This window comes from Alkalispirochaeta americana (genome assembly GCF_900156105.1).
In the GTDB taxonomy this organism is placed as follows: Bacteria; Spirochaetota; Spirochaetia; order DSM-27196; family Alkalispirochaetaceae; genus Alkalispirochaeta; species Alkalispirochaeta americana.
Genome location: NZ_FTMS01000002.1, coordinates 141,017 through 167,484, shown reverse-complemented (window position 1 = coordinate 167,484; position 26,468 = coordinate 141,017). Strand labels below are relative to the sequence as shown.

20 protein-coding genes, 1 tRNA gene and 1 other RNA gene are annotated in these 26,468 nt (G+C 56.1%); 1 reads left to right on the top strand and 21 read right to left on the bottom strand.

Translation table 11 applies throughout. From position 1 onward, the window contains the following. The 21 genes from mrdA to guaB form a co-directional block, all read right to left on the bottom strand. The gene (gene mrdA / locus BW950_RS02410; protein ID WP_076487694.1) at nucleotides 1–1,848 is read right to left on the bottom strand and encodes a penicillin-binding protein 2; all 1,848 of its coding nucleotides are present in this window, start codon (nucleotides 1,846–1,848) and stop codon (nucleotides 1–3) included. 14 nt (nucleotides 1,849–1,862) lie between these two features. Then, nucleotides 1,863–2,357, bottom strand: a complete 495-nt coding sequence (mreD, locus tag BW950_RS02405) for a rod shape-determining protein MreD (protein WP_076487693.1) — start codon at nucleotides 2,355–2,357, stop codon at nucleotides 1,863–1,865. Continuing rightward, entirely contained in the window at nucleotides 2,354–3,259 is a 906-nt protein-coding gene (gene mreC / locus BW950_RS02400) for a rod shape-determining protein MreC (RefSeq protein ID WP_076487692.1), read from the bottom strand. The genes mreD and mreC overlap by 4 nt, the downstream gene beginning before the upstream one ends. Nucleotides 3,260–3,268: 9 nt before the next feature. Next, complete coding sequence (locus tag BW950_RS02395; RefSeq protein ID WP_076487691.1) at nucleotides 3,269–4,306, bottom strand: rod shape-determining protein; 1,038 nt, start codon at nucleotides 4,304–4,306, stop codon at nucleotides 3,269–3,271. A 29-nt stretch (nucleotides 4,307–4,335) separates the two neighbouring features. Further along, the gene (locus BW950_RS02390; protein WP_076487690.1) at nucleotides 4,336–5,283 is read right to left on the bottom strand and encodes a tetratricopeptide repeat protein; all 948 of its coding nucleotides are present in this window, start codon (nucleotides 5,281–5,283) and stop codon (nucleotides 4,336–4,338) included. Nucleotides 5,284–5,336: 53 nt separating this feature from the next. Beyond that, nucleotides 5,337–5,708, bottom strand: an RNA gene (gene rnpB / locus BW950_RS02385) — RNase P RNA component class A. Nucleotides 5,709–5,732: 24 nt separating this feature from the next. Then, complete coding sequence (locus BW950_RS02380) at nucleotides 5,733–6,737, bottom strand: zinc ribbon domain-containing protein (protein WP_234969004.1); 1,005 nt, start codon at nucleotides 6,735–6,737, stop codon at nucleotides 5,733–5,735. A 26-nt stretch (nucleotides 6,738–6,763) separates the two neighbouring features. Beyond that, nucleotides 6,764–8,575: an RNA polymerase sigma factor RpoD gene (gene rpoD, locus BW950_RS02375; RefSeq protein WP_076487688.1), complete on the bottom strand. Its 1,812-nt coding sequence runs from the start codon at nucleotides 8,573–8,575 to the stop codon at nucleotides 6,764–6,766. After that, nucleotides 8,568–10,352, bottom strand: coding sequence for a DNA primase (dnaG, locus tag BW950_RS02370; protein WP_076487687.1), 1,785 nt, complete (start codon nucleotides 10,350–10,352; stop codon nucleotides 8,568–8,570). The genes rpoD and dnaG overlap by 8 nt, the downstream gene beginning before the upstream one ends. A 2-nt stretch (nucleotides 10,353–10,354) precedes the next feature. Continuing rightward, a complete protein-coding gene (locus BW950_RS02365; protein ID WP_076487686.1) occupies nucleotides 10,355–14,434 on the bottom strand; it encodes an OmpA family protein in 4,080 nt (1,359 codons plus the stop codon). Next, a complete protein-coding gene (locus tag BW950_RS02360; RefSeq protein WP_076487685.1) occupies nucleotides 14,431–14,703 on the bottom strand; it encodes a hypothetical protein in 273 nt (90 codons plus the stop codon). Before BW950_RS02360 ends, BW950_RS02365 begins: the two co-directional genes overlap by 4 nt. Next, nucleotides 14,696–15,634, bottom strand: a complete 939-nt coding sequence (locus BW950_RS02355; RefSeq protein WP_076487684.1) for an MBL fold metallo-hydrolase — start codon at nucleotides 15,632–15,634, stop codon at nucleotides 14,696–14,698. Before BW950_RS02355 ends, BW950_RS02360 begins: the two co-directional genes overlap by 8 nt. Beyond that, nucleotides 15,634–16,080 carry a YkgJ family cysteine cluster protein gene (locus tag BW950_RS02350; RefSeq protein WP_076487779.1) on the bottom strand — a complete coding sequence of 149 codons (447 nt, stop codon included), beginning with the start codon at nucleotides 16,078–16,080 and terminating at the stop codon, nucleotides 15,634–15,636. Before BW950_RS02350 ends, BW950_RS02355 begins: the two co-directional genes overlap by 1 nt. 78 nt (nucleotides 16,081–16,158) lie before the next feature. Beyond that, nucleotides 16,159–16,240: transfer RNA gene (locus BW950_RS02345), tRNA-Tyr, on the bottom strand. Between the two features lie 164 nt (nucleotides 16,241–16,404). Further along, the gene (locus BW950_RS02340) at nucleotides 16,405–17,436 is read right to left on the bottom strand and encodes an OmpA family protein (RefSeq protein WP_076487683.1); all 1,032 of its coding nucleotides are present in this window, start codon (nucleotides 17,434–17,436) and stop codon (nucleotides 16,405–16,407) included. A gap of 61 nt (nucleotides 17,437–17,497) precedes the next feature. After that, nucleotides 17,498–17,980: a hypothetical protein gene (locus tag BW950_RS02335; protein ID WP_143559095.1), complete on the bottom strand. Its 483-nt coding sequence runs from the start codon at nucleotides 17,978–17,980 to the stop codon at nucleotides 17,498–17,500. Between the two features lie 220 nt (nucleotides 17,981–18,200). Continuing rightward, a complete protein-coding gene (locus BW950_RS02330) occupies nucleotides 18,201–19,574 on the bottom strand; it encodes a YjiH family protein (protein WP_076487681.1) in 1,374 nt (457 codons plus the stop codon). A 64-nt stretch (nucleotides 19,575–19,638) separates the two neighbouring features. After that, entirely contained in the window at nucleotides 19,639–20,427 is a 789-nt protein-coding gene (locus BW950_RS02325) for a potassium channel family protein (protein ID WP_076487680.1), read from the bottom strand. A gap of 57 nt (nucleotides 20,428–20,484) precedes the next feature. Next, a complete protein-coding gene (gene guaA, locus BW950_RS02320; protein WP_076487679.1) occupies nucleotides 20,485–22,071 on the bottom strand; it encodes a glutamine-hydrolyzing GMP synthase in 1,587 nt (528 codons plus the stop codon). Continuing rightward, on the bottom strand, nucleotides 22,068–23,309 hold the full coding sequence (gene purA, locus BW950_RS02315; RefSeq protein ID WP_076487678.1) for an adenylosuccinate synthase: 1,242 nt from the start codon (nucleotides 23,307–23,309) through the stop codon (nucleotides 22,068–22,070). Before purA ends, guaA begins: the two co-directional genes overlap by 4 nt. A 4-nt stretch (nucleotides 23,310–23,313) precedes the next feature. Next, a complete protein-coding gene (gene guaB, locus BW950_RS02310) occupies nucleotides 23,314–24,750 on the bottom strand; it encodes an IMP dehydrogenase (protein WP_076487677.1) in 1,437 nt (478 codons plus the stop codon). A 136-nt stretch (nucleotides 24,751–24,886) separates the two neighbouring features. On the opposite strand from guaB, the gene BW950_RS02305 reads away from it, so the two are divergent. Then, nucleotides 24,887–26,467, top strand: coding sequence for a pallilysin-related adhesin (locus BW950_RS02305; protein ID WP_076487676.1), 1,581 nt, complete (start codon nucleotides 24,887–24,889; stop codon nucleotides 26,465–26,467). Nucleotide 26,468: the final 1 nt, after the last annotated feature.

Below are 26,468 nucleotides of genomic sequence, written 5' to 3'. Positions count from 1 at the left end.
TCACATGTACCACAAGTAGCGGGGCCCCCGGCGCAGATCTGCCACTGCTTCTTCGTAATCAAGCCCCTTGAAATAGCCGTGAAAGATAATATTTGAAGCCTTTGGAGCCCACCATTCCCATTCGTTGGCTGCATCGACCATAACAACCACCACAATCTGCTCTTCCGGGGAAACATCCTCACCGTGGGGGCCGTAGGCTGCAAACCAGCTATGGTGACGCCCGGCAATACCAACTTGGCCGGTTCCTGTTTTCCCCGCCACGTCGACAGCGTTGGTTGTTATTACTACCTGGGCGGTTCCCTCGGTGATGACGGACCGCATCTGGGAGCGAACTTCCTGAAAGGTGGCCGCACTGATATCAGAAGAGCGTACTACTTCCGGTTGCTGTCGCTCGACCAGATTTCCCGTGAGGGGATCCCTGATTTCCCGAAGCAGGTGAGGCCGGTAGGTGACTCCGTCGTTCAGAATTGTTGCGACCATGGAGGCAACCTGGAGAGGTGTGACCTGCAAGTACCCCTGGCCGATGGAGAAATTCACCGTGTCTCCCCCGACCCACCGGGAATTTCGATTATGTTCCTTCCAGGCTGGCGAGGGGACAAGGCCGGGATTCTCTCCTCGCACGTCAATACCAGTAGCGGAGCCAAAGCCGAGACGGTAGGAATAGTCAATGATCTGATCTACCGAAAGATGGTGAGCGCCAATGGTGTAATAAAAAATATTGCATGATTGGGCCAGCGCCGAGGTGATATCTACCGCTCCGTGACCAGATTCCAGCCAGTCATGGAAAACCCGGTTTCCGTAGGGGAATTCTCCGGTGCACTCGATGGTCTCGTCGGAGGGAAAGGCCTCTTCTTCCATGATCGCGATGTTCATGAGGACTTTGAAAACCGAAGCCGGGGCCGCGGCGCTTTGAACCGGACGGTTCAGGAAAGGGGCCCGTCTGTCTCGAGAAAGCCTCCGAAACTCACCATCCCCCCCGGGACCGATAAAGAGATTCGGATCATAGCGCGGATAAGTAACCAGGGAGAGAATCTCCCCTGTGGCCGGCCTCATAACCACGGCAGAGCCGATTCGGGGGCCTAATGCCTCCTGAACCAGCTGCTGTAGCTTTGCGTCAATGGTGAGAACCAGGTTGGACCCCTGCTCGGGGAGACGCATCTCATCTCCGTCCCGAACATGGCGGCCCTTGGCATCAACCAGGCGAACTCGCCTGCCATCGGTTCCGCGCAGATACTGATCATAGCGTTGTTCGATCCCGCTTTTCCCGATGATACTTGACGACGTGTATCCCTCGTTAAAGAGAACTTGCAGTTCCTGGGGTGTGATGTCTCCTACATAGCCGATCACGTTGGATGCAAGAGGCCCCGCAGGATAGACGCGCTCAGGCTTGCTATACCAACTCACACCGGGAAAGGAATCAATTCGTTCGGCCACCAGGGTCAGCTCTTCCAGAGTGAGATTGCTGATTACTTCAACGGGAACAAAGAGACCTCTGGCGGCACTACGGTAGCGTTCCAGCACCTGCCCGGGATCTCTACCCAGGAGCCGTGCCAGTTCTTCTATGATGGTGGTTTGTTCTCCTCGCGGAAGGTCTGCTGGAACAATAGTTATGGCAAAGGAATTGCGGTTTGTTGCAAGGGGTTGATTGTAGTGGCGGTCGAAAATCTGCCCTCGTTGCGCGAAAACCGGTTCGCTGCGCTGTGCTGTGGCTTGGGCCCGGTGCAGATAGATATAGCCGTCCAGGACCTGCATCTGAAAAAGATGGAACAGGTAGAAGGCCGCGATGATTCCCAGGACCAGAGAGAAAGAGAAAAGACGCTGACGGCTGATTACCTGCTTATTGTCCATCCAAAATACCGTCCTTACCCCGAACGTGGCGAAAGGCGTCTCAGGATCATTCTGAGGACCATAAACACCGTGGGAGCAAAGAGGATGGTCAGAAAAAACTCCGTAAGGGTGGGCCAGGAGAAGATCCGGGGCGCCACGTGGTCGAGCCTCAGGATAAAACTCACCAGGAGCGTTGCACCGATTTTTATGGAGAAAGCAAGACCAGCCAGGGCCATGGGCATAACAAAGGCATCCCCACTGATGGATCCCTGGGTGAAACCCGCTACGGCGCTGTGGGCCAGGCGGATTGTCGCCGAAAAACCCGGGGGGGATGCCCCCAGGGCATCTTCAGCAAATCCCACAGCAAATCCGGCAATCTGCCCTCGTTGCACACCCTGGTGATGCGCGGAAAAGGTGAGAACCAGAAGGACCAGATCGGGACTGAACCCTGCCAGATAGAGCCCCGAGAACCAGGTGGTCTGGAGAACAACCAGCCCCGCCGCGATTGCAGCAAACCAGAGAGAGATCACAACTCCGTCCTCTCTGAGGGAGCGCCACCCTCGCTGGTCATTGAACCCCCTTCAGTATGCATGCTCTGTCCGGAACCGGATCGAGCCGTTATCACGAAAACATACTCAAGCTTGGAAAATTCAACCAGAGGTGTGACACTTATTTCCAGACTTGGTTCAAAGGAGAGAGCATCGACCCGCTCTACCCGACCTATGGGCAAACCTTCAGGAAAGATGGAGTTCAATCCGCTGGTTACAACCATATCCTGATACTGGATTTCATTTCGTGCACCTCGAGGAACATAATGCATAACCAGGGGGGTGTCCCTGTTTCCGCTTCCCTGGACCAACCCTTCGTGGCGGGATGTGTCAAGACGACCCGAGACATAGGACTCAGCCGAAAAGACGGGGAGCACCACCGAGGTATTCAGGGAAACCGATGCCACTTTTCCCGCCAATCCTTCCCGGCCGGAGACGATGGCTACAACGGTCTGGTCCGGCTCTATACCGTGGCGCCGCCCCCGGTTGATAGTAAAGGATGCGAAATACTGCGACGCTTCATGAGCGATAACCCTGGCTGAGACGACGGGAGCCTGGGCGCGGGCCGCAAAACCAAGCTGCTCCCGCAGACGGGCGTTCTCCCCTTCCAGTTGCTCCAGGCGTCCCCGCAGATTACGATACTCTTCAAGCTCGCCCAAAAGCAGCTCGTGCTCCCTTCTCAAGTCACGGAGCGTTCCCACGGCATGGAAGGTCCCGGATACTCCCCGGCCGATGGCGAAGGCTCCCTGCTGCAACCCCACCATAACCCCTCCCGCAAGACGGTCGGGACGAAAGGGAACATCTCCTACGTTCAGGGCAGCCAGAAAGATCCCCCCCGCCACCAGCCCGACGGTAGTAAGTGAGGTTCTTACGACAGGTTTCATGGTCGAGCTCTAGAGATTTGTGTAATCATTCGCCCCATTTCTGAGGTTTTTGTCATAATCGAAATACATTCCTGCCCCAATGGCTACACAGTTCATCGGATCCTCGGCACGAAACACGGGGACTCCTGTCTCGGCAGCGATCAGGACATCGAAGCCTTTCAGGAGGGAGCCCCCTCCGGTGAGGACGATCCCCCGCTCAATAATGTCAGCGGCCAGTTCGGGGGGGGTGAGACCCAAGGTGCGTTTAACTTCTTCCACGATGGCCGTAATCGGCTCTTGAAGGGCGTCCCGCACCTCTACGCTATCGATTTCCAGCCTTCGGGGAAGACCGGTGATCGCGTCGGTTCCTTTGATCTCCATCTTTTCGATCTTTTTGTCGGCCGTGGCGTTTCCGATCTGCTTCTTGAGGCCTTCGGCGGTTCCCTCTCCGATGATGAGGTTGTGCACCGTCCTTACGTGCTTGATGATGGACTCGTCGAACTCGTCTCCGCCAAGGCGAATTGCGTTGGTAACGACCATTCCCCCCAGGGATATAACCGATATTTCGCTGGTCCCGCCGCCGATATCACAAACCATGTGCCCGGCCGGTTCAAAAATGGGGATGTTCGCGCCGATCGCTGCAGCCAGAGATTCGTCAATAACACGAACCTCTCGAGCTCCGGCCTTTTCTGCGCTTTCCACAACAGCCCGTTTCTCTACATCGGTGATGCAGGAAGGAACCCCAATGACCATTCGTGGTTTAACAAACCAGCGACGCTGAAGAACTTTCGAGATAAAATACCGGATCATTTTCTCCGTAGTCTCGAGATCGGCGATGACTCCGTCCCGAAGCGGGCGAATTGCGATAATGTCGCCGGGTGTTTTCCAAAGCATTCGCTTGGCCTCTTCACCTACGGCAACAACTTTTTTGGTTCCCCGCTCAACGGCCACAACCGAGGGTTCACTGGCAACAATGCCCTTTCCCCGGATATATACAATTGTGTTGCACGTGCCAAGATCAATTCCGATATCAGTGGAAAAGGCGTTCAGAAAATTGTTTTTGCCCATGAAATTCAGTCCCCTCCAAGGTAGTGTTGCTAATATTCCTGCAAACGTTGAAAAGATTCAATATGATTAGGGTTCAATCGGAGGGCTTCCCTCCATTCGTAACGAGCTCGATCCCGGTGGCCCTCGGCCAGATGAATCTCGCCCAGTCGATATCTCGCCTCGGCAGAGGTGGGATTCAGCTGGAGCAACTCCTGGTACGTTTCCCGGGCCTTCTCGTACAGCTCCTGGTCTTTTCGAGAACTCCCCAAGGTTAGATAGGCATGCTGCCGAAGGACCGTATCGGTGTCTTCCGACAAAAGCCCCAGGAGTAGTTGTTCAGCTTCCTGGTGTCGCTCCTCCTCAACAAGAAGGTCAGCCAGCATTACCTGGTGAACAGGCTCCCGGGACTCCTGGAGGAGTTCCTGAAAATACCCGATTGCTTGCTCACGATGCTTCAACTCGCTGTGTGCAAGAGCCAGATACTCCAGAAGATCGCTCTTCCTGATTCCCCGGGCTCGGGCCTGTTCCAGCTCGGCAATAGCTGCATCGTAGAAGTAACCTCCCCGGTGGTAGTAGGCCTTCCCCAGAATGTATCTGATCTGCGGTTCAAAGGTAGAAGACGGGGTCAGCAAGGCCCGTCGCAGATCCTGCACGGCGGCAACCAGCAGCTCCTGCTTTTTCTCATTGTCCACCGTCTCCAGGGCCAGGTAAAAGCGGGAAAATCCCCGTAGCGAGAGCGGGAGCTCATCCAGGGGTCTGGCCTGGAGCTGAGCCGTAGAGAGGGCTGCAACTTTTTCGTAGTCCCCCGCCTGCCAGTATTCCACCGCCGAGAGTGCCCGATCTGTTTCTGTAAGTGGCAAAACAGGGGACCGCGCAACAACGAGAAAGGTCAAGCCTGTTCCCATAACAACCGCACCTAGCGCGACAATACCCACGGTGAAGATTCTTCTTCCGTGTCGGGAACGATAGGCGGGGACTCGGGACTGAGGTATTCTCATGCGCTTACTTCCTGTGGACAAAACTTCCTGTGGACAAGAGAAGAGGTTTTCCGCGTGCAGAGAGGCCGGTAAGCCGGATTCTGTCGTGGGTCACCATCTATCTACACAGACTATCTCCAGCCTGCTCCAGCAACCTACCCGCGGGCTCTGGACGAGCAGCCCACCCGCTGCTTGGTTTTGCTCCCGGCAAGGTTTACCATGACGCCTCCCGTTACCGGAAGACCGGTAGGCTCTTACCCCACCGTTTCACCCTTACCCCGATAGATCACTCGGACCAAACCGGGGCGGTCTTGTTTCTGTGGCACTTTCTCTTGTCGCCAGGGAAACCCTGGCGGCCGCCGGGAATTACCCGGTGCCGTGCTCTCCGGAGTCCGGACTTTCCTCCCGGCTGTCACAGACAGCCGGGCGATGACCTGGCCTCTCCACACTCGGAAAGAGCTGACTGACGTTTAGTCGTCCAGCTCTTCTTCGTCCTCTTCTTCGTCGAAGTCTTCTTCGTCTTCCAGAACCTCATCCTCTTCGTCAAGAAGCGAGTCGTCCTCCTCATCGAGGATCTCCTCTTCTTCGTCCTCGTCGTCGTCATCATCATCGGTCATGTGACTCATCACGCGACGATCGGCGGGTTCATAGCCGACCAGCTCGTCTTCGCCAAAGAGGTCCTCATCAAAATCATCATCCACCAGATCAGAAAGACCTTCCTCGTCGGAATCGGAAAATCCCGGTTCCTCGAACTCGTCGAGATCGTCACTAAAAAAGACAATCTTCGAGCAGTAGGGGCAGAACTGAATCTCGTTTCCCATGCGAACGTCGTTCACAAACTGATTTGGTAAAATCATCTGACATCCGTTGCATACACCGTTTCTGATTGGCACGATACCCTCACCGCCCTTGCTGCGAACGATGCGCTCGAACTTGAAGAGCAGATCTTCTCCCAAACCAGGAATCGTCTTTTGTTCCTGGTCCTGCAACTCTTCCAAAAGGCGATTACGTTCCTTTGTGTCAGAATCGATCTTTGCCCGTTCTGCTCCCAGGTCCTCTTCCTCAGCCTTGATCATTGTTTCTTCCCGTTCAAGGCGGAGCTTCTGTTCCTGGAGATCTTTTTCTTCACGCTGAAGATCCTTGCGATACTGCTGTTCCCGGTCCGAGGCGTCACGAATCTCTTTTTCCAGAGCATCGTATTCCCGTGCCGTGGTGATCTGGTCCATCTGGGATTCGTACTTTTCCCGGTCAGCTTCAGCTTCCTGCAAGCGCACCCGGAGATCAGCAACGCTTCTGCGGCATGTCTCATAGCGCTCATTTTTTTCAACAAAGGATTTTTTCAGCCTGCTCACCAGCTCCTTCTTCGTAGCCAGTGTTTTCGGCAATTCGTCTATCTCCCGCTGGACAGCAAACTTCTGGGAGAGAATATCCTGAAGGACCTTCAGTTTTTCGATCGTGTCTTCTATCGTTGTCATGGTCATCCTCTTATTTGGTCATTCTCTTAATTATCAAGATAATCTTTCAGCCGCCTGCTCCGTCGCGGATGGCGAAGGCGGCGAAGCGCCTTTGCTTCGATCTGCCGGATACGCTCCCGGGTCACGTTGAAGTAGAGTCCCACTTCCTCCAGCGTGAGTGAATAGCCGTCTTCAAGGCCGAAACGCATTTTTAACACTTCCTGCTCCCTCGGGGGAAGCGTGTCCAGGACTCCGCTCAGCTGCTCCTGGAGGAGAGTGAAAGCGGTCTGGTGCGCAGGATTCTCCACCTCCTTGTCCTCGATGAAATCTCCCAGAAGCGAGTCTTCTTCCTCGCCGATGGGGGTCTCAAGAGATATCGGCTCCCGTGCCACATTCTTGACTGATTTCACCCGGGGGACGGTCCAGCCGAGCCGTTCCGCAACCTCTTCGTCTGAAGGTTCTCTGCCCAGAACCTGCATGAGTTGACGCGATTCTCGCACAACTTTGTTGATTTGCTCAATCATGTGAACAGGAACCCGAATCGTACGAGCCTGATCGGAAATCGATCGGGTAATGGCCTGCCGTATCCACCAGGTGGCATAGGTAGAAAACTTGTAACCCTTGCGGTATTCAAACTTCTCTACTGCCTTGATCAACCCGATGTTTCCCTCCTGCACCAGGTCAAAAAAGTGCAACCCCCGATTAGTGTACTTCTTGGCGATACTGACAACCAGCCGAAGGTTTGCCTGGATAAGCTTATCCTTGGCGGTCTGCATCATGACGCGGCCGCGCTCTATTTCCTGGGCCATTTCAAGAATGTTGTCAATGGAGTTCTCGAAGGTGAACTCCAGTTCCCGGAGCTTTTTCTCCGTGACCTGGATCTGGCGGATCTTCTCTTTTATCTGATCCGCAGAAAGGCCCAACTCGTCTTCTATGGATGCCCGTTTGGAGGTTACTGCCAGACCTCTACCCAGGGTCCGCAGCTCCCGCATGTTGGAGACGCGCAGCCGCTTTTCTACACGGGCCTGTTCCTCGCGAAACCGATGGATGTGGCGGGACGCTCTGGCAAAACGATCACTGAAACGGATTATTTCGTCCTGGTGGATATCGACCTTTGAAAGCATGTCCAGAAGAACGTCCCTGCGACCCGCCAGTGCGTCGTCGCGGAGAATGTCGATTCCTTTTTCGTAGGTTTTTCGCTTCAGCTCTATGTAGGATCGGAGATCGCCCAGGACCTCTTTCATTGACTCCCGGTAGAACTGATTGAGACGCCGACGTTCCGCCAGATACTCGGAGATTTCCTTTTTTGAGAAACCCAGTTCACGAGGGTCCTCTTTTTTAAAAGTTCGTTCGGCCAGGTCGTGAAACTCGGGGATGATCATTCCGCTACAGCGGATAACACTCTTGATTATCCCCTCACCCTCCTCCATGCTTTTGGAGAGCTCTACCTCCTGCTCTGCCGTGAGAAGGTTTTCCCGACCGATCTCCCGCAGGTACAGCCGGATGGGGTCGTCTATTGCAGCGTCCTTGTCTCCTACGATGACCCGTTTCGTGCGATCGGGCGTCGCGACGGAATTAACAGGCGAATCGACAGCCTCTTCTTCGGTGCTGTCCTCGTCGTCGCTGTCGGATTCCTCCAGATCGCTCTCTTCATCGTCGGAATCAGAAGACTCATCTTCCGTGGCTTCCTCCAGAACAACATTGTGCTTCGCCAGAAGCGCCAGGACACCCTCGATTTTGTCAGAGTTCACTATCGATTCGGGCAAAAAATCGTGGACTTCATCGTAACTAATGGATGTCTTCGATTTTGCATAATCAATCAGACGTTCAACAGCAGGTTCATTTTGCAGATCAGTCATCAGACCTCGCCTTTACCTGTAACAATTCCTGATCAACAACTATCTTCTGTTCCAATAGGTGCCTCATCTTTTGCGGGTCGCTTGTTGTGACCGCCCGTATTGCAGATTCCAGTTCCCGTTGCTTTGCTTCAAGCTTTCGAACGTGAATGTTCCGAACCGCCCCGTCTATATCTTTCTCGCTCCATCCCTGATATTCCCCTGAAGTGAGGCGTAGCAGGACCTCTTCCCGGAGAGGATCCTCCTGAAGACGGTCAAGAACGCCCTGGGGAAGCGGCTCCTCATGGCGAAGGGAATCATCGGCCAGGAGAAAGAGACGTCGCGCATCAGGATCGCTCACGTCTTCAGAAGTGACCGACTGTCGCAGATATACAAAAAGCTCGCTCCGTTGCATACAGGCGAGCACCAGTGTGTAATCTCGACGCTGTTTTCGCTCTGTCGGCCCGGTGCCACGCTCCCCCACTTGCCCCTGTCCCCGACGATGCGAAGGGGCAGTATTCCCGGAGATCCACCGCTGCAGATCGGCGCGGATCGCTCCGGCAGAAACACGCACCACATGACTTGCCTGCTCAAGCATAGCTTCGCGACGAACCTCGGATTTTACCATGGTAATATACGGAAAGACTTTACGCAACAGCAAATCTCTGCTTCGATCGTTCTGGGGGTCAAAGTCCCGTGAAGCCATCGCAAGGAGATATTCAAAGGCAGGAACCCGATCCAGAGCCTTTTTTCTCAGCTCCTCAGCCCCTTCGGTGCGATATATATCAGCAGGGTCTCTTCCCGACTCCATAGAAAGAACATAACACCCGAGCTCCATCTTTTCCACAATCAGGGCAGCCCGAAAACTGGCCTCAATTCCTGCAGAGTCGGCGTCAAAAACCAGCACCACCTCATGAACCCAGCGCTTGAGAAGCCGGACCTGTTCTTCCGTGAGGGCCGTCCCCAGGGGAGCCACAACGTTTTTTATTCCGCTCTGGTGCAGAGCGATCACATCAGTATAGCCTTCAGCGATATAAACGCAGCGGGTTGATCTCAAGGTTTCCAGCGCCTGGGGCAAGCCGTAGAGGACCTGTTTCTTGTTATAGATCAGGGTATCGGGGCTGTTCATGTATTTTGCCCGATCCTCGGGGTTCATGGACCTCCCCCCAAAAGCTACCACTCGCCCCCGATTATCGGCGATGGGAAAGATGATACGGTCCCGAAACAGGGGGTACTGGCTGTGCTTTTTCGAGAAGAGTCCGCTTTTCTGGAGAAAATCCGGGCTGTATGATTTTGACCGTAAAAATCTGTATAACCAGCTTCGGGAATCGGGCGCATAACCCAGCTCGAAGGTTTTGCAAGCCTCCCCCCCGATCCCCCGCTCTTCCAGATAACGGGCTGCCGCAGCACCAGCAGGCTCGCCAAGAAGCCAGGAAAAGGTGCGAGTCACTCGCTTGTAGAGTTCGTAGAGGGCAACCCGATCTTTCTCCTGAGGATCGGGCTCCTCCTCTTCCGAGAGGGGAATCCCCGCCTTTTCTGCCAGGAAAGCCACAGTTTCAGGAAAGGAGATCCCCTCCATTTCAGCAATGAAACTGAAGAGATCCCCCCCTTTTTGGGTGGCAAAGCAGTAGTAAAAACCCTCCTGGGGTTTTACCGTGAAAGAGGGAGTCTTCTCCGTCTTGAAGGGGCTCAACCCCCACCAGCGGTCCCCCTTCTGCTTGAGTGAAGTATAGGCGCTTACCACCTCCACCAGGTCAAGGCGATCGCGTATCCGCTGGAGCAATTCCCGGGAATACTTCATCGTCACCGATTCAGGAGAAAATCAACACGACGGTTTTTCCATCGCTGCACCTCATCGTCGTGAGGAACCAGAGGGTCACTCCCTCCCCTCCCCTCGGCAGAGAGGAGCCGTGCAGGAACGCCTGCATCGATCAGGGCAGCTCGAACCTGAAGGGCCCGTTCGCGGGAGAGCGGAAGCAATTCCTGACGATGCTCCCGATCAGTTCCGCTCAAATTCACGGCATGGCCCTCTACAAGAATTGCGTAGTCGGGAAAACGACGCAGGATCTCGGCCAGACGATGAACAACAGCACGATTCTTTGCTCCTGTCTCGGAGTCAGGATCGAGATCAAGCGTTGCTGAATCAGGAGGAAAGATGATGCTTGGTATTTGAATGCGGTAGCCCGTTCCGAAACGCTCCAGGAGGATATCTACCAGAAGAACTCCTTCCACCACCCGAGTATTCCCAAGAACATCGGCAACCTCCAGGCGCCAGGGGTATTCCTCAGCAGACATGACAACCTCACCGTTGCGAGCTCTTCCGTCCCAGCGAACTCTCCCGGGGGGGGCTCCGCGCCCGCCCACATCGTAGAAGAACTCACCGGCTGGATCAAAAATTTCCAGCATCCAGTACTGGATCGGGCTCTTGTCGTCGGCAAGAATTTCAAAAGACACGATATCATCAACACCATCACCATCGGGAGAAAAGGGCTGAGGGGATACCTCTACGACAACCTCAGGAGGCGTTTTGTCGAGCAGGACCGGTGGTGATGTTGCCTTTACTTTTGGGCCATGGCGATAGACTGCTTCGAGTCTGGCTACATAGGACGCATCGGCTGCAATCGTTCCGCTTCGATGGTCGGTTCCATCCCAGACGATCGGCCCAGGCGGATCTTCATGGTCTCCCTCCTGGAAAAACAACCGTTCACTCTGGCCCTCTTCATCCTGAGAAGCAACAACCTCCAGAGACCATCGAAGAAGCCCTTCCTCTACAGGAAGCACGGGAGTAAAGACAACTTGATTCGTTGATGGCGATTCGGGCGAGAACGCCCCCGCGCTGATGCGGACAAAGCCACTCACGGGCCTCGTATCTACCTGAAAGGAAACCCTGTCGGAACGTCCCAGGTTCCCTGCTTCATCCTCTGCCTCCAGCACAATCTCGTAGTGACCATCGGGAAGGATTGTGCCGTCCTGGGCACGGGGAGTCCAGATATATTCTCCCAGGGATGGATCCGGGAGCCGGGCGTCTATTTCCCGGCCTCCCTCCCGGGCATCTTCCCGATTTTTGCGGAAAAGACGATACCGGGCCGTTGATGCGCCCTCCAGGGAGGGAGTCAAAATCAGTTCATCCTGCCGCCCGTCGCCATCGGGAGAGACAATCTCGGGTTGTGCCTGGAAAGAGACCTTCGGTGGATCGGTCTTTAATCGAAAGGGCACCGATTCTGTTCGAAGAACGCCCCGCTGGGGAATGGAGACTTCCAGAAGCGCGTAATAGAATCCATCGGGAGCGGGCATCCCCTGATCGGTTCTGCCATCCCATAAAATCTGGGGCGGCACAGGAAGAGATCCGGAAAAGCGCCGGATCTCCTGACCCGTCTCGAGGGAGTGAACCTCCACTGAGAACTCTCCTCCCTGGTCGAGTCCGGGCGAATCAGCCAGAATCAGGGGCATCACATCAAACCGGCCGTTTCCGGTCGGGCCGAAAACAGAACGGGCCGGCGCAAGAGCCACTCCTCCCAAACGTTCCAGAACGGTCAGAGACTGATCCTGGGAGACGCCAGTGTTTCCCGCCCGATCACGGGCGTAGAGGCGGAGTGTATAATCCTGAGGGGGCAGAAACTCACCTGCCTGGGTAAGCAGATCCCAGTAATAGCGCTCGGGCGGAACCTGCCAGGATCGGATGAGAAGAGGCTCTCCTTCTCCCTGGGGGGAGCGGGGAATGGCATAGAGTTCCGTTACCACCGCTGTGTCATCCCCTTCGAGATAGAACGTAACGATCCCCTGTTCCTCGGGCTGAACCCTGAGGCGATCAAGGGCAAAACCTGCTGCGGGAGGGACTGTGTCCACTATGATGGAATCAGAGACGTACTCCGCCTGGACTCCGCTCCGGTAGTAGCTGTATCCCTGAACCGTATAAATGCCATCGGCGGGAAAGGCCTCTGCCCCCAGGCGGATCTCTTCCGGCGGCAAATCAATACCGCTCCACCGGGCAGTAACCGTCCCTTCTTCGTCCACTACACGAATTGACCATTCCCGGAGACCGATCACTGGCTCAAGACGAGGGGTCAGGAGAATTTCACTCCGCAACCCTCCTCCCGAAGGAGAGACGATCGTATCAGAGAGGGCAACCGTAAAGCGTGGCCGCATCGACTGAAGAAAGATCGGCGGCGTTATTGCCGTTCCCTCATTGCCCAGAGCATCGGAGGCTGAAACATGTATCCGGTAGGATCCTTCGGGAATCCGGTGGCCCTCCCGATCGGTCCCCGCCCAGCGGATTGCAAGGGAATGATCCCCGTTGGCCCTCCCGGGCTCTCCCGTAAGGGGAAGTATCTTTCGTCCCGCCTCGTCGATTACATGGACCGAGAGGCGCTCCACGTCCTGATAGCGAAGGACAACATCGATCTCCTCCTGGGGTGCCACCAGGATCTCTTCCTCCCCGACCCCGGTATCATCGGAAAGAGCCGCGTCGGAAGAATAAAAAAAGCGTTTCTCCCCTCGGGATGACCCGTCCAGCGAAACCGGCACAATGGATCCTTCCACGCGGGGCGGTGTGCTGTCCACCCGGATAACCCAGGGGGAGAGCTCGGTTACATTTCCCGAGCGATCCTCAGCCAGAACCTCCAGATAATAGATACCATCGGGGACATCGTCATAGACATTCCAATGGATGGATCCGGAAATTCTCCGTGGCCACAAATCCGATGTAAGCCGTTCCGTGACCGTCCCTGTGGGAACCGTCGAAACCAGGGGAGTAAGGGTCCATTGCCGCAGGATCGCTCCCTCCTGATCAACCAGCAAAGAGCGGACTTCCCGGATTCCCCGGCTATCCTTTGCCCTGATGGAGAGGGACAGTTCGGCATTTCTGCCTCGGGAAGAGAGTGCTATCTCCCGATTACCTTCTTCCCGAGGGGATTCCATCAGAGCTGTCACTCGGGGAGGAGTCAAATCGGTCGTATCAAAGCCCACATCAAGCTCGGCGCCAAGAAGGACATTGCCATCACGGTCAGGCTGAATTACACCATACACACGGGGTTCAGGTGGTGCGCTGGAAGATCCCCGGCCCAGAGGAAAGGACATGCCCAGAGAAAATCCGGGCCACAGCGCCCCCTCGTCCTCACCCAGAGTTCCTCTCCACCCGATGTGTGCTGTGGCACCGCCAGAAAACACCAGGGCGGCGCCCAGATCGAAGCCGATCCCTCCAAAAGCTGGAGCACGGATCGCACCGGAAAGATCAAGTGTGATCTCCTCGGACTCCACCGCACGGGCACGGAACCCCACCAGGGGGGTGAAGGCAGGAATCAGAGGATCGTAGGAATCCCGGGCAGCAGCCAGGCCGATATTCAGGAGAGCCGCATGGAGGTCCACTCGGGAAACATCGCGAAAAACTCCCAGATCATAGCGCAGGCCAAGGTCAATTCCTGCTCCGACATTGGTCCCGTCATCGGAATCAGCTACCACAATTCCGCCGCCGGCACCGCCCATGAGGCGGCTTCCCAAGGGACGGGCCAAAGAGAGAACGCTTCGCAGATGATACCCCGTGTCATCGGCAAGAAAGGAGCCTCCTCCGTTCCAGACGGCCCGGCGACCTGGCACAACCGTAGCAATAGCGCCCCCGATCCGTTCGGTTCCTGCTGTAACACCGCCTCCCACGGCAAGACGTGCTTCCTGGGCCAGGCCGTGCAGGTGAGGTAAAGAAAGTCCGCTCAGGGGATTGGATTGACGATACTGACCTGCCAGAGGAACCCCCACCGACGAGGGATGCCAGAGGGTCCAGGCCTGATCAGCGGCAGGATCCTGGCCATCGGCGAAGAGAAGGTCAGAGCCGACCCAGAAGAGGCATCCCAAGACAAGCGCCAGGCGAAGAAACAACCGGGGTAACCTCATGAGATCCCGCCCTTCCGGCCTGATATCCTCTGGCGGGATTGGCTGTGACCAGACTCACTGAGGTTGGTTCGTTGGCCCTGACGGGGACGGTGGGCACTTTCCATCAGAGATTCCATTTCCTCGATAGAGTGAACGGCAAAGAGTCTTCGTTCAAGGCGTAGAAGAAAATCTGCCAGCACCGGTTCGATTATTTCCTCCTGGGTCCTCAAATGCTTCATCAACGCCAGAGATTCCTCGTGGGAAACAGAAAAAAATTCAACATCAGACATCTACGGTCGCTCCCTCCCGAGCAAGAAAAACAGTCAGATCCTTCCCTTGAAGACCTGCAGCATACTGTCGGGCAGCCTGGAGATTCTGTTCCAGCTTGCGGTCGCTGTACCGGGGTTCATGATGGAACAGGTACAACGTTTTTGTTTGCCAGGCCTTGGCAAAATCCACCGCCAGGCTGAAAGACGAATGGCCCCAGTTTATCTTTTCGATCGCCTCGTCGAGGGTATACTGAGCATCAAGGATCATAGCGTCAATACCCGAAAAGAACTCTTTGTTGTCCTGGTTCTGGAGGAAATACTCGCCGGTTAACTCCACATCGGTCACGTAGGCGAAGGCCTTGCCCCGGTAGTCCACGCGATATCCAAAGGCGCGTCCCGGGTGGTTCAGTTCCCGCCACCGCAGGCGCGCTCCATAGAGCTGAATTCCCCGGGCATCCAGTTTGTGAAAGATCAGATGAGGAGTCATGGCTCCTGCCATGGTAACGGGGAAATAGGGATCTCTCATCTGGTTGCGCACGATAGTTTCCAGGTCATCCCGGGGGCTGTAAAAATGAATGGTCACGGAAGGATCATAGGCCGAAAGAAAAAAGGGAAGCCCCTGGATATGATCAAAGTGAAAATGGGTAAAAAAGATATGCACCTCCCTCAGGGGGTGCTCCAGGTAGTGATGGCCCAGGTTTATGATGCCCGTTCCCGCGTCAAAGACAATCTGCCGATCCTCATCAAGCTCAAGCTGGACGCAGGCGGTGTTTCCGCTGGTCGTCCCGAAAAGCCACGCCGGAAGAGAGGCAAGAAAGCGCTCCCGGGATTCGGCCGAAACAAGATCCACGGGACGAACACGCTGAATGACCGTAGCGATCTTGCTTTGAACCGCTGCGGGTGTCAGTGCAGTGGGGTGGGAGCCCCGGCTACCCCAAACGGTGAAACGCATTATTTCCTCCCTGCCCCTGACTCGGAACGGGGGCGTGTAACAGGCTGTTCACGCTGACGTTCTCGCAACGACCGTTTCTCTGCACGGAGAGAAACCCGCCGTCCGATACCTATGCCCGGACAGGATTCCGCCTCCTGATTCCAGCCCTGGGGTTCTTCCAGAATATGTCGCCACAGCGGATAGGTGCGACACTGGAGAGGGCGCGCTTCGTACACGAGGCAGCCTCCGTCACGCCAGAAAACGCAATCGTGGTTGGGCTGTTCTCGCAGCGAAAGCTGATCCATTGCTCCCAGGGGAACCCAACGGCAATGTTGCTCCACCACCTGATCCTGTTCTTCTCCGAGAAACGAGGCCAGCCGTTCCAGGTCCCGGGGTGAGAGAAAAACAAACCCTTCCTCGTAGCGACAACAGATTCCACACTGGGTGCAAAAAAAACGCTTCTCCATCGTCTGCAATGATACCACAAAGGGGAAAAAAAAATCCCTCTTGCCGTGAAGAACTCCACGATAAGAAGGATTTTTGCTTGGGGAGTGAAGGATTCGAACCTTCGAAGGCTTAGCCAACAGATTTACAGTCTGCCCCCTTTGACCGCTCGGGAAACTCCCCGTTCCTGATGTCGGGCAGACCATAGCATACCCCGGAAAAGTGTGTCAACTCTTCCAGGGATCTTCGGAGACGATCCTCAGCAGATAATGTCCCTGGAAATGGCCCCCGCAAACCAATCAGATCCCTGTTGCACCAGAATATTCCGCCCCATGGATCCGGCAGTTCTATTCTTCTGGAAGGATCTCCCCCCGGACAAGAATCTCCACCCGACGGTTGCGATCCTGCTCGGCAGGGAGGCGGGTTACGGGACGGTTCGCTGCGTACCAGAGCGGAGTGACGTGCTCCGGCTCTATCCAGGAGGCCTCCTGGAGAATTGCCTGTTTTGTGTTGTGCGCACGATTTCGGGAGAGCTCCTCTCTTCCCGTTTCTGTTCCCGCGAGAGCACAATGCCCTTCGATGGTGATTGCCAGGTTCGTAATTGGTCTCAGGGTCGCAACAAACTGCGAAATCTCGTCGCGGGCTTTTTGGGTCACGAGGGGGCTGTCGGGAGTGAAATAGATTACCGTATCCCGGGAGACTGGAATCGGCTCGGGGGGGGGCGCTTCACCGGATTCACCGGGTTCGGAATCAGAAGGAAGGCCGGAAACGTCTGGAGGCGCGATCTCTTCCGGGACGGTATCATCCGGGGGAGGATCCAGCGACTCGGCCACGGGTGCCGAGTGTTCCGGCTCCCTCGCGGAATCAGAAACATCCCGGGAGGAAACTGCCTCAGGGATTTGCCCGGCCCTGCCCGGGGGAGGCGTAACAGAGGATTCCTTGAAGGGTGATACCAGAAAAAAACCCGCTATTCCCAGCAGGAGCAACACCGCCAGAAGGAACAACACCATGAACACTCGCCCCTTCCGGGGTGGAGAGATGTATTTTCGCAGGTCCAGAGATGCTTCCTGGCGATCCCCCCGGGACTGGAGAACGATTCCGGCCCGACGAAGGCCGTCAAAGTCACAGGAGACAGTGAATCTGGGCTCTCCCTTGGGTTGCCGGGGAAGATTATCAAGAAAGAACTCCCGGAGCAGAAGAGGTTCTGCATCACAAACCACGAAGAGCCGCACCCGGGCCTGACGCTGATTATCCACCAGGGTAGTCAGCCGGAGCGAACGGGAACACCGTCCCTGATCAAGAGGGACCAGGGGCTCTAATCGCCTTCGCTCGATTTCAACAGCGAGATATGGAACTTTGCCGTCAGAAGAACTTCCCACGACGCCCCTCCTTGCCCTTTCTTCCCCGATACCTCAAGTTCCCCGATACCTCAAGACCGACCTAGAAGGTGTGCCCGACCCCCACAGACAGATAAAAACGAGGCCCCCAGGTGATATCCCACTGCCTGTTTCCTCCGAAGGGCTGGCTCATGAACCCCATATCCACATAGGGTATCGCCCCCGAGGGGAAATGGTATTGCACCTCCATGGTTCCGTTCAGACCCACTCCCCGGGGATCGTCGCTGACTTCCTCGATGGTGGTGCGCCGATATCCAAACTCCAGCCCCGGTCTCAGGGAGAATGTCTCAGTGACAAAGTACCTCGCCCGCAGGGCGCCCCCAAACTCGGTAGTATCAAAACTGTTTCCCTTGAACTCACTGTCCCTAAACTCGCCCCGGGTGGTTGCTACGTACATTCCCACGGAAAGTTGTGGAACGATGTACATATCCAGATGTCCTCGAAGCAGCACATTGTTATCGGCTTCCATGTTTTCGTTGTCGATCTTGATATCACCTGGAAACCAGCGCCCTCCTGAAAACCCCACCTCTCCGGTGGCCTCCCTCGGAGAGGGGACAACAAAAGACGGGAAGAGGAAAAAGGAAAGGAACATAAAAGAAAGAAGACTCAAAAATGGAGCGGGACTTTTTCTGCCCGTCCTTTCGTCAACACCTGTCATGGCAACACCTCCCGTTTCATAATAGGGGAAGTAGGGAGGCGATCACAAGTGCAACCGCCTCCCGAAACGGGAGAAAAGGAAAACCTGGCTAGAAGATCAGATGAGCAAGACCTGCAATAACAGGGAGAGTAATAACAGTACGAAGCAGGAAAATGACGAAGAGATCAACTGCATTGACAGGAATGCGGCTTCCCAGAAGAAGAGCTCCCACCTCGGAAAGATAAATCAGCTGGGTCACCGAGAGAGCGGCAATGATAAACCGTGTCATCTCGCTCTCGATTGACATAGCAAGAATGGCAGGAATAAACATGTCGGCAAAGCCCACGACCATGGTTTCCGACGCCGCTGCTGCTTCGGGGACAGCCAGCAGATTGAGAAGCGGGATAAAGGGCATCCCCAGAATGGTAAAGAGGCTGGTGGTTTCGGCGATGATCAGTGCCACCGTTCCCAGAGCCATCACCACAGGGAGGACGCCAAAGACCATGTCCACGGCATTTTTTGCCCCCTCCGATGCCTCCCGGCGCAACGAGACCACCGTGTCAGCCTTCTTCACCGCCAGGGCCAGCCCCCAAGAGAAGACCGTTTTTCCCTGGGGAATTACCTCGGCATCCTGATCAGGCTCTGCACCATCGATGTAGATGTCTTTTTTCCATCGCAGGGGCGGTATGCGGGGCATGATAACAGCGGCGACAAGTCCAGCCACACAGATCGTGCCGTAGAAGGGAAGAAAGAGGTGCTCCAGATTGACCTGGGCCAGAACAACCAGACTGAAAGTGATGGAAACCGCCGAAAAGGTGGTGCCCACCACCGCAGCCTCACGCTGGGTATAAAAGGAACTCTCGTACTGCTTGCTGGTCAGGAGGATTCCCACGCTTCCGTCACCAAGCCAGGAAGCGGTACAGTCGATGGCGGAACGGCCGGGCAAATTGAAGAGAGGTCTCATGACTTTACTCAGGAGCGTCCCGAAGAGTTCCAGAAGGCCGAAGTTCAGAAGTAACGGTAGCAAAAGACCGGCAAAAAAGAAGACTGCAAAGAGGGTCGGCAAGAGTTCATAGAGAACCAGCCCGCCTGTGTCGCCGCTCCAGATTGCCTCGGGGCCCAGCTCGAAAAAGGTGCTTATAATCGCCAGCCCCCCGATGAGGCGTATTGCCACCCAGAGGGGGGACGGGTTCAGAAGGCGGTCCAGAAAGGGGCTTCGTTCAAGAAAGGCTGGTTTTATCAATTTTGTGGCCACCGTTGCCACCGCCATAATGGCGATGATTGCCGTTACCAGAGGAACCAGGAGATCCCCCATGACCGCTTTCAGGGCATTTGCCAGGATCGCCACGGGGATGGTGATATCGCCGGCAAACCGGATCGGTGCCATAAAAAGAAAGACTCCCGCCGCTGAGGGAAGAAGGAAGATCCAGAAGTTCTTTTGCTTCCAGAGAGAGGTGTTGGTTGTTTCCGGTGTATTCATCATCCCGGGAAATTACACGAAAAGGGGGCTGGATGCATAGAGGCTGCATAGAAGGTGTATATCAGCCTCATAACTTTCCGCGACGATACTTGATGAAATCGATGAAAACCCGGACTTCCCGGATCTCCTGGGGCGACAGGTCGGCCAGAAGAGCTTCTGTCTGCGGAGCCTCCTCTTTTGACAGAGAGCGCCCTGTCCCTGATCGGTGAAGAATTACCGATGCAACCGTTCCGGTGAAAGCCGCCAGGGCACCCACGCCGGTAATCATGAGAAGAATGGCAACAACCCGCCCCAGGGAACTCTCGGGAGAAAGATCGCCGTATCCAACGGTAGTAACGGTAACTACAGTCCACCAGAGGGCGTCGGAGAAGGATGTCATGCTGTTTCCCCGCTCCACCAGGTAAATCGAGACAGATCCCAGGGCGATCACTCCGAAGAGAATAGCCACCACGTAGGTGAGGACGTGGGATGTAAAGTAGTTCGATATGCGTCGTCGTGCCCGCATGGCCAGAGAAACCAGCCGGAGAAGCCGAACGAGACGGACTGCCCGGAGGGCGCGAAACTGGTAGACGGGAAGAATGGAGATCAGGTCAATCAGATGACTTCGTATATACTGTTTCTTGTCAGACGAGAGAAGCAGTCCTGTCAGGTAGTCCAGGGAAAAAAAGATGACGATTGTTGTATCGATCACGAACAAGGCCGGGTTCCGGGATATGGAAACGCGCCCCAGAAGATCAAGAGCAACCAGAGCGGCCGCGATCACGGCTACTCCTGGCTCAAGAAAGCGAAGGATCGGCCCTGCGACAAGACCCCATCGCAGGGCTGGCCCGGTCTGTTTGCTGGCTTCCTCTGGCATAGCCCCATGATAGGCTATCCTGCCAGAAGGTGAAAGGATCTGACCGAAAAGCTCCGCCTATTCCCACTCGATTGTGGCGGGAGGTTTTCCGGAACAGTCGTAGACCACCCTCCCCACCTGGGGTATCCCGTTGGTGATCGCGGCTGAAACGGTTCTGAGGAAGGCAGGCTCAAAGCCGTAGACGTCGGCGGTCATCCCGTCTGTGGAGGTTACCGCCCGCAGGGCTACCACGTTTCCATAGGCCCGACTGTCACCGGCAACACCCACGGACTGGATTGGCAGGAGCACAGCAAAGGCCTGCCAGATTGCATCGTAGAGACCGGCCGTCCGCAGTTCCCTGATGAAAATTGCGTCGGCCTCGCGGAGAATATCGCAACGCTCCCGGGTGACCTCTCCCAGCACACGAACGCCCAGGCCCGGACCAGGGAAAGGATGGCGACCAACGATCTCTTCGGGCAATCCCAGAAGACGGCCCAGGTCCCGGACCTCGTCCTTGTAGAGAGCTGCCAGGGGCTCCAGAATGAGTCCGGCCTCACGCTTCTTTTTGACCAAAGGGCTTGCCACGTTGTGATGGCTCTTGATCGATTTCGCCTTGCCTCCACTTCCGTGGCCACTCTCGATAAGATCGGTATAAAGCGTGCCCTGGGCGAGCAGGTAGTCCCCCGAGAGCCTGGAAGCAATCTCTTCCTCCTGAACCGAGATAAAGAGGTCTCCGATGATGTGGCGCTTCTTTTCGGGATCCGTTACACCGGCGAGAGCGGAAAGAAAGCGCTCTTCTGCATCGATCAGGTAGAGGTTTCGGGCCCCCAACTTTCGCAGGGCAGCCCCGATTTCTACCGATTCATCCTTCCTCATCAGTCCCGTATCGATGTACATGAGATGGACCTGCTCTGGAGGGAAGGTCTGAAGGAGGAGAGCTGCCACGACCGACGAATCGACACCACCTGAAATAAGGAGGAGGATCGGCTTATCCCCGGCCTGACCACGCAGCTCCTCCTGGAGCTGTCCAAGATAGTTCTCCACGGACCACTGGCGGCGAGCCTGACAGACTCCTGCGGCGAAGTTATCCAGAATTTGTATTCCCTGTTCCGAGTGGGTCACCTCGGGGTGGAACTGCAAGCCCACGAAGGAGCATTCCGGGATGGTGACAATAGCCGTTACCCCGTGGGAGGTGGTGGCGATCTCCCGGGCGCCCGGGGGCAGACGACGGATCGCATCGCCATGGCTCATCCAGGAGGTAAACCGCCGACTCACGCCGGAGGTGATCTCGTGGTTTGTTACGACCTCCACAGGAGCAGGGCCATACTCTCGCGTCTCGGCACGGCTGATTTCTCCGCCCTGGAGGTGCGCCGTTACGTGGAGACCGTAACAGATTCCCAGAAGGGGAAGCCCCTGGGAGTAGATACGCCTGTCGGGAAGGGGCGGATCGTCATCGTGGATAGATGAGGGAGAGCCCGAGAGGATAATTCCCCTCACCCCTTCGTCGAGCCATTCTTCTACCGGCGCGGTACCGGCCACGATCTGCGCAAAGATTCCCTGCTCGCGAATGCGGCGTCCGATAAGGTGCGTGGTCTGGCTTCCAAAATCCAGGATAACGATCCTGTCGGTGCCGGAGGGCGGCGTCAGAGCCGATCCTGTAGTCATACCTTTTCTCCCCATAGTGATCGTCGAACAATCGTTTGATTCCGCTGGTAACCGACGGAGACAATACTGATCGGCACTTCCAGGTAATCTTCGATGAAGGTAATATAATCCCGAGCCTCCCGGGGCAGATCCTCAAAGGATGAGGCCTCTCCCAGGGGGCGTTGCCAGCCGGGAAGACTTTTTGTCACGGGCCGGGCCCGTTCCAGAAGCGGGATTGAGGCAGGAAAATAATCCAGCGTTTGATCGTCGGTCTCGTAGCCGATACAGGCCGTTACTGTTTCCAGAGTGTCATAAACATCCAGATGGGTCAGGGCCAGGCTGGTAATCCCGTTGGTCCGGCAGGCGTAGCGGAGCGCCACAAGATCGAGATATCCGATTCGGCGGGGACGGCCTGTGGTTACCCCGTATTCGCGGCCCAATTCCCGAATGTGGGTCTCGAGTCCGTCCTGGTTGCGCCCGTCGAACTCGCTGGGAAAGGGGCCGTTCCCCACCCGGGTGCTGTAGGCCTTGAAGACACCCAGAACGTGATCGATATCACCCGGGCCAAGGGATGCTCCGCTGAGGGCACCCCCGGAACAGGAGGCTCCGCTCGAGACGTAGGGATAGGTTCCCAGATCGATGTCCAGAAGAGCGCCCTGGGCCCCTTCGAGAAGGACTTTTTCTTCTTCCCGGGGTGCTCCAGTGTGAATATAGGATGCCAGATCGACCATCAGGGGCAGGAGCCGATCTTTCCAGAGGGCCAGAAAATCCTGATCTTCCTGTGTCAGGGAGGCGATGTGTCGGGGCCAGGCCAGATCGGCCAGACGGACCCCGTCACGGTATGCCTTATGCGCGTAGGCGACCCCGATACCCCGACCGGTGGTACCGATAGGGTTTTCCCGCTCTTCTTCCCGCCGGAGATCCTCCTGGCGATGGCTTGGAAGAACCAGATGGGCCCTGTCGGAAATCAGAACCCGACCCTTCCAGGAAACGCCTTGCTTCTCCAGCTCCTCCAGCTCCGCAAAGAGCGCCTCGGGATCTATCACCATCCCCGTTCCGAGAATGACCACCGTGTCAGGGTAGATGATTCCCGACGGAACAAGGTGAAGCTTGTACGTCTTGTCCCCATGGACAATGGTATGGCCAGCGTTGGCGCCACCGGAAAACCGTACAACTTTCTGTACTTCCGAAGAAAGATAATCAACGATCTTTCCCTTGCCCTCATCTCCCCATTGCGCACCGATTACTACAACGTTCAAATTGTCAACTCCGGGAATAATTTTCCGGCTGGCGAGTCATGGAAACATCGTGGACGTGACTCTCCGCCAGGCCAGCAGCGGTAATCTTAACGAAGTTCCGATATTCCCGCAATTGCATCAGGTCGGCACATCCGCAATAGCCCATTCCCTTTCGGAGTCCCGTAACGAGCTGGTGCAGGTAGGGCTTGAGTTCTCCCTTGTAGGGAACCCGTCCTTCCACACCTTCCGGAACTGGCTCTTCACCCTCGGCCACATTATAGCGGTCGGCCCCGCCCTTTTTCATGGCTGCCACAGATCCCATGCCTCGATAGGCCTTGAAGATCCTGCCCTCGTAGAGAAACTCCTTGCCCGGAGACTCCTTGAGCCCTGCAAAAAGCCCTCCCACCATCACCACATGGGCGCCGCCGGCGATCGCCTTGGTGATATCACCGGAATACTTCACTCCACCGTCGGCAATGACGGGGACATTGTACTCCCGGGCCACCTCCACGGCGTCCATCACAGCAGAAAGCTGGGGAACGCCAATTCCGGCAACTATTCGGGTGGTACAGATGGAGCCAGGCCCCACTCCAACTTTGATAATGTCTGCTCCGGCCTCAATGAGACGCCGGGTTCCGGCACCGGTGGCCACGTTGCCACCCACTACAGGAAGTTCAGGATGACGGCTTTTTATGAGTTTGATCGTATCCACCACGTTTTGGGAATCACCGTGAGCAGTATCGACTACCACAAAATCAACCCGGGCCTCGAAAAGCGGTCCCAGGCGAGTCTCCACATCGGAGGGGGCCACGGCAGCGCCAACCAGAAGTTTTCCCGAAGCGTCTGTTGCCGCCTGAGGGAAAAGGCTGTGCTTTTCCATGTCTTTCACCGTGATCAGCCCCGTAAGATGCCCCTCTTCGTCCACCACGGGGAGTTTCTCGATCTTGTGCTGGTTGAACTTGGCTTTTGCACTGGCAAGAGAGGGGCGCCCCACTTCCACAACAGGGTCTCTGGTCATGACCTCTTCCACCAGTTGCGTGTTATCGGGAGCAAAGCGCAGGTCGCGGCTGGTGATGATTCCCACAAGACGCTCGCCCTCGATCACGGGAAGTCCGGAGATGCAGTAGAAGTCGACGATCTCCCGGATTTCTCCGATGGTCTGCCTGGGACCTACTGTGACGGGGTTCTCAATGATCCAGTTCAGGTGGCGTTTTACCGCACTTACCTGGCGAACCTGCTCTTCGGGAGGCATGTTTCGATGGATTACTCCCACACCACCCTCAAGAGCCAGGGCAATTGCCAGGTCCTGTTCCGTAACGGTATCCATGGCAGCGGCCATGATGGGAATATTCAGATGTATTCCGGGAGTGAGAGATACCCCGGTATCGGTATCCCCGGGCACGACCGAGGAAAAGCCGGGTTGCAGAAGAACATCGTCGTAGCTGTACTTTTCGGCGAACATGGGGGTCCGCCCGGTATTGTTTAAAGCGTCCATACACTACTATGCAAAAAAACGGAGCCGTTGTCCACAGGGTGAAATCGTTCTTCCCGGTTTGGGACCGTTGTCCACGGGAAGGCAGGTGTGGCACAATGGAGCGGTGAAAGAAACAACTCTTTTCCCCCTGGCCCTCTGCCTTCTTGGGGGCCTTGCACTTTTTTCCTGTACCGAAGTTCAAGAGTCCTCGGCCATCCCCCACCGCACCGAGGTAACGCTCCCGGGCGCAGCACCGGGCATTATCCTGGCCAGGGAAGAAACCCGGGCTGTTTCCATCCAAACCGAAGATGAAGACGTGGGGCTCCGGGTAAACCTCTCCGACGAATACCTGCTGATTTCAACCCACAATGTGAGTCTCACCATGAGCGAGCCCGATGAGCAGATTGTGGTGGTAAAACGGCGGGACGATCCTTCGGACCGGGTGCGACTCCTGGTGGCAATCTTTGATCCTCTGAGGAACATCTATCGCGTATCCTGGGAAGGGGTGACCGAGGCCACGGGTATGCGCTCTTTCTCGGTATCCACCATGGATCTGACGGGCGACCACCAGGAGGAGATTATTGGAACAGGCATTGATCCGGCAGGCAAGCAGACCATAAACGTCTTTCGTCAGGAGCCACGGGAACGTGGCCAGAGAGACCTTCTGTTTCGGGAAATCTTCAGCGGCACCACCGACGGAAGCATCGAAATCGCCGATCGTCGCCGTTCCGACGCCTACCGGACACTCCAGAGCACGGGCGAGAGCTTTCCTATTCTTCTCTTTCAAAGAAATGACCAAACCGAAGATCCTCACGATCTGATTCGGTCCGAATACCGATGGAACGCTGAGTCCGGGCAGTATCACCTGGCCCATCAGGAGGAACTGCCGGGAGTGCAGGCGGAACAGGCCCAACTACGCGAACTCTACGATGCGGATACGGCGGGAATGGAGCAATTTCTGAGCGGCCCCTGGTTTCGCAGCACCGAAAGCGCGGCTGGTTCCCCGGCGGAGCTTGCTTTTTTTGATACGGCAAACCAGCGGGTAAGCCTCTTTCACTCCGACGCTCAGGAGCAATACGAATGGGTGAACTCGTATAAAGCAATCTACCAGAGCGGTCCGGGGCTCCTTATGAATCTGCGCAATGCCGTACTTCGTACCGTGAGAAGACAGATCGCTGTAACCGTCCTGGGGACCGATACCATCCGAATTAACGTGGATGGCGCTGAATACTGGAATGGCCAGTACCAGCGGATGACCCCCGGCATCCAGGAGGGCACGGTCCGAAACCACCGGGTCTCCCGGCCGGACTTCATACTCCAGGGGGTCTACCGAAACGAGAACCACCAGGAGATCCTCTTTGACGCACCCCATTTTCGCTTCCGATCGGACCGCTTTGACTGGCGAGGAGGATTTAACCTGATGCAACCCGGGAGTCCCCTGCTGGAACTCAAGATTGTCGAAGCCACGGGAGACGCCTCTGCCGATGTGCTGTCTCCCGAAACCGGGGAACGGACCGCTTCCAGGGTGAACGGATCGTTCAACCAGCGCTATCGCCTGGAATACAGCGAAGAGCGCTCCGAAGACAGAGTGGTTCGGAGAATTCACATGACGCCAGTCGTTTTTACCGTGGACGGTCTGGTTGAGACAGGAGCCGCTCCGGTGGTCCTGGAACAGGTGGAGGAATTCCTGGAGGAAGCAAGCTGAG

Coding starts and splice junctions, on each gene's coding strand:
- mrdA (WP_076487694.1), bottom strand. CDS start 1,848: ATGGACAATAAGCAGGTAATCAGCCGTCAGCGTCTTTTCTCTTTCTCT.
- mreC (WP_076487692.1), bottom strand. CDS start 3,259: ATGAAACCTGTCGTAAGAACCTCACTTACTACCGTCGGGCTGGTGGCG.
- BW950_RS02395 (WP_076487691.1), bottom strand. CDS start 4,306: ATGGGCAAAAACAATTTTCTGAACGCCTTTTCCACTGATATCGGAATT.
- BW950_RS02390 (WP_076487690.1), bottom strand. CDS start 5,283: ATGAGAATACCTCAGTCCCGAGTCCCCGCCTATCGTTCCCGACACGGA.
- BW950_RS02380 (WP_234969004.1), bottom strand. CDS start 6,737: ATGACAACGATAGAAGACACGATCGAAAAACTGAAGGTCCTTCAGGAT.
- rpoD (WP_076487688.1), bottom strand. CDS start 8,575: ATGACTGATCTGCAAAATGAACCTGCTGTTGAACGTCTGATTGATTAT.
- dnaG (WP_076487687.1), bottom strand. CDS start 10,352: ATGAAGTATTCCCGGGAATTGCTCCAGCGGATACGCGATCGCCTTGAC.
- BW950_RS02365 (WP_076487686.1), bottom strand. CDS start 14,434: ATGAGGTTACCCCGGTTGTTTCTTCGCCTGGCGCTTGTCTTGGGATGC.
- BW950_RS02360 (WP_076487685.1), bottom strand. CDS start 14,703: ATGTCTGATGTTGAATTTTTTTCTGTTTCCCACGAGGAATCTCTGGCG.
- BW950_RS02355 (WP_076487684.1), bottom strand. CDS start 15,634: ATGCGTTTCACCGTTTGGGGTAGCCGGGGCTCCCACCCCACTGCACTG.
- BW950_RS02350 (WP_076487779.1), bottom strand. CDS start 16,080: ATGGAGAAGCGTTTTTTTTGCACCCAGTGTGGAATCTGTTGTCGCTAC.
- BW950_RS02330 (WP_076487681.1), bottom strand. CDS start 19,574: ATGATGAATACACCGGAAACAACCAACACCTCTCTCTGGAAGCAAAAG.
- BW950_RS02325 (WP_076487680.1), bottom strand. CDS start 20,427: ATGCCAGAGGAAGCCAGCAAACAGACCGGGCCAGCCCTGCGATGGGGT.
- guaA (WP_076487679.1), bottom strand. CDS start 22,071: ATGACTACAGGATCGGCTCTGACGCCGCCCTCCGGCACCGACAGGATC.
- guaB (WP_076487677.1), bottom strand. CDS start 24,750: ATGTTCGCCGAAAAGTACAGCTACGACGATGTTCTTCTGCAACCCGGC.